Raw genomic sequence first — 6834 nt, 5'->3', positions numbered from 1 at the left:
CTAAACTCTTCTTTCCGCAAAAACTACATTTCATCGCCCTTCCGCCAACCGAGTTTTTCAATCCCAGTAAACACTTTGGGGACGATATAAATACTCTGACTGTATTCTCCCCCAAAACAATCTCTCTTTCTTGCCTATTAGCTATGGTGGCAATGCGGTGCTCTATCTTGGGTTTTTGCCCAACATTACCACCCTATCTGCAGCACAGCTAATTAAGGAGGATATATGAAGCGAGCAAAAGAGATTGCCATATAAAGAGTTATGTTTCACACTGTGTGAATCGTTCCAAATGGAAGTTAGTTTGGTCTTGTGCTTTGGTTATTTTTTAGCCCTACTGCCCTTGATTCCCTACCTATATTCGTGATCAAATATAATCCCTATCTCTCTTTCAGCGCTAAATATCGAGTCCGAAGCGTGAACAGCATTTTCTGTAATTCCTTCTGCATAAAGATCTCTGATAGTTCCCGGTTTTCTATTTTGCGGATCTACATCTCCGATTAGCTCACGCAAATCCTGAACGGCATTTTCTTTTTGAACAATTATGGCTACCGTTTTATCCGAGGTCATAAAATTCAGTAGCGGCTCATAAAATGCCTTGCCTTCGTGTTCTGCGTAAAATCGTTCCGCTAAACTTCGGTCAAAACGAAATATTTTTATGGCGCAAAACTCGTAGTTTTCTTCTTCCAGAATTGATATTATATGGCCTATGTGCTTATTGCGAATAGCATTTGGTTTGATTAAAAAAAGGGATTTTTCCTTCATTTTGCCGAATAAACGGTTTCGATGTAATCGAGTGCGGCAACCTTGATGGCGATATCACGATTTAATACTACGCTCATCCTGATTTTATGCATTAAGATATCAGTCCAAATCTCATACATTTCATTCGGCTTAAATTCTACTCCGGTATAAAGTTTCAACATATCTTGATAAAAATCATCCCGATCAGAATCGACTCTGGCAATAACCAGTTTGGGGGTATCTGAACATACATCGTAATCCTTATAACGGATATCCACCACTACATAACCCAATTTGAGTAAATTCTCATAATTAATTTGTAAGTTCTCTTGATTAAGCATTTTATTATCTCCAAGTTAAAAATTTCTGGACAAAACAAGTAAATCAATTTCCTTGTAAAACTATTAGGAAATTTAGCCATCTAATGTCAAGAAGAATTTATTGGCTAAAAGGAGCAAAATAATGCCGCATTTCAAACTTGTAAGTGATTACACTCCTTCCGGAGATCAGCCAGAAGCAATTTCATCACTTATAAAAGGCATCCAACAAGGCAAAAAACAGCAAGTACTTTTAGGCGTAACAGGAAGCGGAAAAACCTTTACCATTGCCAATGTGATAGAAAAAATAAATAGACCTACTCTGGTTTTGTCGCATAATAAGACCCTCGCTGCCCAACTTTATGGTGAATTGAAACAGCTCTTTCCCGAAAATGCAGTGGAATATTTTATCAGCTATTACGATTATTATCAACCCGAAGCATACATCCCGGGCAAAGATATTTACATAGAAAAAGATAGCAGTATCAATGAACAGATCGAAAAATTGCGTCTGCGAGCAACAATGAGTTTAATGGAAAGAAGGGATGTAATAATCGTCTCTTCTGTCTCTTGCATATATGGTCTTGGCGTTCCGGAAGAATATCGCGAAGCTTTGGTCTCCCTTTCAGTAGGAATGAAAATGGATCGGGAAGAACTGATCCATAAATTAGTTGCGGCTCACTATAGTCGAAATGACATTGCTTTTGAAAGAGGCGCTTTCAGGGTGCGGGGAGATATCATAGATATTTTCCCTGCCTATTTGGAACACTGTTTACGAGTGGAATTTTTCGGAGACGAAATATACCGTTTGGAAAAACTCCATCCAATTTCCTGTCAGTCCCTCGGAGAAGTTGATCACTACGATGTTTATCCTGCAATCCATTTTTTAATGAGTGAAGAAAAATTACGCAAGGCAATAATCAGTATCGAACAAGAAATGAACGAACGCGTCGCTTGGTTTTTACAAAACCAAAAATATTTGGAAGCGGAACGCTTGAAACAACGCACTTCTTTTGATTTGGAAATGTTACGCGAATTGGGCTATTGCAGCGGAATTGAAAATTATACCCGCCATTTAACCGGCGCAAAAATGGGTGAACCACCCAATTGTTTACTGGATTATTTCCCGGAGGACTTTCTCTTTGTCATTGATGAATCGCATGTTACTATTCCTCAAGTGCATGGTATGTTCGGAGGTGATTATACGCGCAAAAAAAATCTGGTGGAATATGGTTTCCGTCTTCCTTCCGCTTTTGATAATCGCCCCTTGCGTTTTGAAGAATTTGAAAAATATATGCATAATGTAATTTTTGTTTCCGCTACACCCGCGGATTATGAACTGGGATTAACAAAAGGTGAAATTGTGGAACAAGTGATTCGTCCCACTGGTTTGCTTGATCCTGAAATAGAAATAAAACCAGTAAAACATCAAGTGGACGATCTGATCGGTCAAATAAATGAGCGGATTGCTAAAAAACAAAAGATTCTGGTGATGGCGCTTACCAAAAAAATGAGCGAAGACCTGAGTATATATCTTAATAATGCCGGTATCAAAGCTAAATATATGCATAGCGACATTGATAGTATTGGACGCGCTAAAATCATCAGAGATTTTCGCTTGGGTGAGTTTGATGTTATTGTGGGAGTAAACCTTTTAAGAGAGGGCTTGGATTTACCCGAGGTCTCGCTGGTGGCAATTTTGGATGCTGATAAAACAGGATTTTTACGCTCCACGCGCTCCCTTATTCAAATCTCGGGTCGCGCCGCTCGCAATGTGGATGGAAAAGTAATTTTTTACGCAGATGAAATTACCGATGCCATTAAACAAACTGTCACTGAAACCAACAGACGCCGTGCTAAACAACTGGCTTACAACAAAGAACATAACATCACGCCCCAAACTATTTATAAAACTATTGAACAAATTATGCAATCAACCGCCATAGCTGAGGGCTATGATAAAGTTGATAAACAAACGGCTTCTGAAAAACCCTCCGCTAAAGAATTTCTGGAATATCTGGAGTTGGATAATAAAGAAAAAATAACTGAACTGCTGACGAAAGAAATGAATAAAGCAGCCGCTAATCTGGAATTTGAACGCGCCGCTGAACTGAGAGATAAACTGTGGGAACTGAAACAGAATATTTGAGGGTCGAGAAGTCGAGAGGTCTTGAGGTCGAGAGGTCGAGGGGGATTGAGGTCTTGAGGTCTTGAGGTCGAGAAGTGGAAAGGTGGAAAGGTGGAAAGGTGAAAAGGTGAAACCCAATGTGTAGTCAAAGGACGCCGTTCCGCCGCAAAATAAAGTGAAAAAGTGGAACCCGAGGATAGTTTTGGGTAAGGCCTGTAGTTTTATAGCTTAGCTGAGTTAATGATTTAGTGGGCTCTCTTTGCTCTCCGTGATAAATTCATACAGTAAATAACCATTTAACATATACAGCACATTCTCAAAGTCCCTATCACCTGGAATTATAATATCGGCATTTTTCTTGGTTGGTTCTATAAAAGCCGTATGCGAAGGTTTAACGGTAGCTAAATATTGATCTAATACACTTTCTACATCTCTACCTCTTTCTATAATATCTCTCTGCAAACGCCTTGCCAATCGTAAATCGGAATCAGTATCTACATAAATTTTTAGATCGGAAAGAGCTAAAAGCGCAGGATAATAAAGAGCAAATATACCTTCCAAAATAATCACATCGGCAAAAGCGACACAGGTCTTTCCTTCTTTGCGACAGTGAGTGGAAAATTCATATTCCGGAATATCTACTGCTTTGCCTTCCAACATAAGTTTCAAATCAGATAACAAATAATCAATATCAATCGCTTCAGGATGGTCAAAATTAACTTTAACTCTCTGCGCAAAAGGAAGATAATGGAGGTCTTTATAATAATTGTCCTGAGCTACAATAACGGTTTTCAAGCCATTTAGCCGCATTCCAATAGCTTTGGCTATGGTTGTTTTTCCGGAACAAGTTCCCCCTCCGATAAGAATTAAACGAACATTATTTCTCTGTGACATAATTTCTAATCCCATTCTATCTTCTTCGTTAAGCTAATAGATATAATCTATCTTGCTAACGGCGAAGATAATTTTAATCTGTTTCCAATACTTTTGCTTAACTGTAAATTGTCAAGCGGATGCTTGATGTAACCAGTCAGAATGTCTTATCTGTAATTTTACCGTAGCTTTTCTGGTAGTCCTGTTTTTGAATGGTACACTTTTTAGTTTATTAGTTAATTTAATGACTTAAAAGCAACCTGGTTTAGCGCAAATAAAAGTGACGCTAATACTCTCTATCTATTTATTATATAAAGATAATATTGATCTGTTACACATAACACATTATTATACAGTGTGTTAACTTATTGCAGAGCTTGTGTATATATACATAACTGATTGAGATTTAAACAGTAACCCAATAATAGCTGAAATACTGTCCTGTGCCAATAAATGATCAATGACTAAAATAATTTTCGGAGAGAGGCAAGTTAGAGATTTTTTAACTTGACAAAAAGTTAGCAGTCCAATTTTGTGTTTGCTAAGTAAGCTATTTTTGCTTATATTATTAACGAAACTAAAAACAAGATAATTGGAGGTTAAAATGACAATAAGACCCGTTGAAGACCATGTGGTGGTAAAACTAAACCCCACGGAAAATGAAAAGACCATTGGTGGGATAATTATTCCCGATACAGCCAAAGAAAAGCCACAGATCGCTGAAGTGATTGCTGTTGGCAACGACGAAGATTTACAGAAAATTGTGAAGGTGGGAGATAAAGTTCTCTATGGCAAATATGCCGGCACCGAAATTGAACTTGAGGGAGAAAAGCTGCTTATTCTTTCCAAAAGCGATCTCCTGGCTATAGTAGAGTAAAAAGAATGGCTATTATAGAAGTTAATTCTGCCAATTTTGAGACAGAAGTTCTGAAATCGTCACTTCCCGTTATGGTGGATTTCTGGGCTCCCTGGTGTGGACCTTGTAAAGCGCTAAGCCCTACTGTAGATAAAATTGCCAACGAAACCGAAGGTAAAATTAAAGTGGCCAAAGTGAATGTTGATGAGGCACAGGATATTGCAGCAAAATACTCAATTATGTCTATTCCAACTCTCCTTATTTTTGTCAACGGCTCAGTTAGCGATCAGCTTATTGGCTTGGTTCAAAAAGATAAGATTATGGATAAACTGAATAAGTTTATCCAATAATTTTGTCCTTGTAGTTTAGGGAAAGCCCGGTAATAATATAGGTTTTACCGGGCTTTTTATTATAAGATATATTTGGAATCTAAAGGATTCGTCATTGCTAAAATAAGCTTTAACCATCCCAAAATATTTTTTTAACTGTGAGGGTTTGTAACAACTGGACTAAAAAAATGTGTAATTTGGGTAAGCAACCTCTATATAAAGGGATGAATTTTGCGGGGTTTAATTTGGGCAAGAAGAGCTATAAAAGCTTCTGCTTGTTTTTTCAGCTGAGCAAAATCGCCATCATTTTTTATAACTAAATCTACTAAGTGTATTTTCTCCTCATCCGAAATCTGATGCTGAATTCTTTTTTTCGCTTTTGTTCTATCCTCACCTTTATGCTCCAATCGGTCTATCCGATTATTTTCATCTGCCATAACCAAAACAATATAATCGAAGCAGTTCTGTAAATTTGCCTCAAAGAGCAAGGGAACTTCAAAACAGATAATCTGTTCTTTGCTGTTTTCTGCAATATTTTGAAAATCCCGCAGAACAAGAGGATGAATTAAGGAATTTAAAAAGTTAATCTCGTTGGGATTGCCAAAAACCCTATCTGCCAATATTTTATGATCGATGTTCCGTTTACCCAAAGTATTGTTTGAAGAAGAAAGAATGGCTTGAGAATAGTGCTTTATTAATGCCTCTTTAACTGCCTCGTCTTCTAAATGCTGATTGGCTAAAACATCGGCAGAAATCACTCTTAAACCTCTCTCGGCAAGAAACTTGCAAAAGGTGGTTTTCCCGCTGCCAATATTGCCGGTAATGCCAATTTGCAAGGGTCTGTTATTTAGTGGCATCTGTTAAAATCTGTAACAGTTCTTCAAAGGCAACCTCGGTTTGAATTTTTCCCGCTCTGGCAACTGATACCTGTCCTGTTTGTTCTGAAACAATAATGGCTATGGCATCGCTAATTTCAGTGATTCCGATACCGGCAAGATGACGGGTTCCGAATTTATGGACATATTCTGGTTTTTTAGACAACGGCAAAACAACTTTGGCTGCCATAATACGCTGATCACGAATAATGATTGCTCCATCGTGAAGCACACTTTTAGGATTAAAAATAGTAAGGATAAGACGCATAGAGACAGCCGCATCGATTGGCTCTCCGCTATAAATATATTCATTTAATTTGCGCTTATTTTCCAGAACTATCAAAGCTCCAATTTTACGAAAACTCATAGAAGAAACGGCATCAATCAAAGGAGTGTAGAGAGATGATTTTTCTTGTTTATTAAATGCCTTGCTTAATTCCCGAGGCAAATTCAAGCGCGATAAAATAGAACGCAATTCTGGTTGAAAAAGGATTACAACTGCAATAAACCAATAATTACGCACAGCATTTAACAAAGAACCAACCATCTTCAAATTAAAAATAATCGCTAAAATATACAGAACAACAACAAACAATAAACCCCATAAGACCTGATATCCTCCAGATTTACGCACAATCAACAATGCTTGATAAATCAGGAAGGCGATAATTAATATATCTACTATGTCTTTAAAACGGGGAATCAGAAAATCCAT

Annotated in this window: 9 protein-coding genes; 4 read left to right on the top strand and 5 right to left on the bottom strand. The window is 37.6% G+C overall.

Annotation, left to right across the window (positions count from 1 at the left end):
- Positions 1–212: hypothetical protein (locus ABFC98_05165; protein MEN6445418.1), on the top strand; the 212-nt coding region annotated here is incomplete at its 5' end.
- Between the two features lie 136 nt (positions 213–348).
- Here ABFC98_05165 and ABFC98_05160 read toward each other — a convergent pair.
- Both ABFC98_05160 and ABFC98_05155 read right to left on the bottom strand, forming a co-directional pair.
- Positions 349–762: a nucleoside-diphosphate kinase gene (locus ABFC98_05160; protein ID MEN6445417.1), complete on the bottom strand. Its 414-nt coding sequence runs from the start codon at positions 760–762 to the stop codon at positions 349–351.
- Positions 759–1082, bottom strand: a complete 324-nt coding sequence (locus ABFC98_05155) for a hypothetical protein (protein ID MEN6445416.1) — start codon at positions 1080–1082, stop codon at positions 759–761. The genes ABFC98_05160 and ABFC98_05155 overlap by 4 nt, the downstream gene beginning before the upstream one ends.
- A gap of 118 nt (positions 1083–1200) precedes the next feature.
- Here ABFC98_05155 and uvrB point away from each other — a divergent pair, with 118 nt between their 5' ends.
- Positions 1201–3207, top strand: coding sequence for an excinuclease ABC subunit UvrB (gene uvrB, locus ABFC98_05150; GenBank protein ID MEN6445415.1), 2007 nt, complete (start codon positions 1201–1203; stop codon positions 3205–3207).
- A 216-nt stretch (positions 3208–3423) separates the two neighbouring features.
- On the opposite strand, the gene udk is transcribed toward uvrB, so the two are convergent.
- On the bottom strand, positions 3424–4095 hold the full coding sequence (gene udk / locus ABFC98_05145) for a uridine kinase (protein ID MEN6445414.1): 672 nt from the start codon (positions 4093–4095) through the stop codon (positions 3424–3426).
- 568 nt (positions 4096–4663) lie between these two features.
- Here udk and ABFC98_05140 point away from each other — a divergent pair.
- The gene (locus ABFC98_05140) at positions 4664–4936 is read left to right on the top strand and encodes a co-chaperone GroES (protein MEN6445413.1); all 273 of its coding nucleotides are present in this window, start codon (positions 4664–4666) and stop codon (positions 4934–4936) included.
- A 5-nt stretch (positions 4937–4941) separates the two neighbouring features.
- Positions 4942–5265, top strand: coding sequence for a thioredoxin (gene trxA / locus ABFC98_05135; GenBank protein MEN6445412.1), 324 nt, complete (start codon positions 4942–4944; stop codon positions 5263–5265).
- Between the two features lie 191 nt (positions 5266–5456).
- On the opposite strand, the gene coaE is transcribed toward trxA, so the two are convergent.
- Together coaE and cdaA are read right to left on the bottom strand one after the other, a co-directional pair.
- The gene (gene coaE, locus ABFC98_05130; GenBank protein ID MEN6445411.1) at positions 5457–6101 is read right to left on the bottom strand and encodes a dephospho-CoA kinase; all 645 of its coding nucleotides are present in this window, start codon (positions 6099–6101) and stop codon (positions 5457–5459) included.
- Positions 6088–6834 (bottom strand): diadenylate cyclase CdaA, encoded by a 747-nt coding sequence (gene cdaA, locus ABFC98_05125; GenBank protein ID MEN6445410.1) that lies wholly within the window; start codon positions 6832–6834, stop codon positions 6088–6090. Before cdaA ends, coaE begins: the two co-directional genes overlap by 14 nt.

The organism is Candidatus Cloacimonas sp., from assembly GCA_039680785.1.
In the GTDB taxonomy this organism is placed as follows: domain Bacteria; phylum Cloacimonadota; class Cloacimonadia; order Cloacimonadales; family Cloacimonadaceae; genus Cloacimonas.
This window is presented reverse-complemented; position numbering and strand designations above follow the sequence as displayed.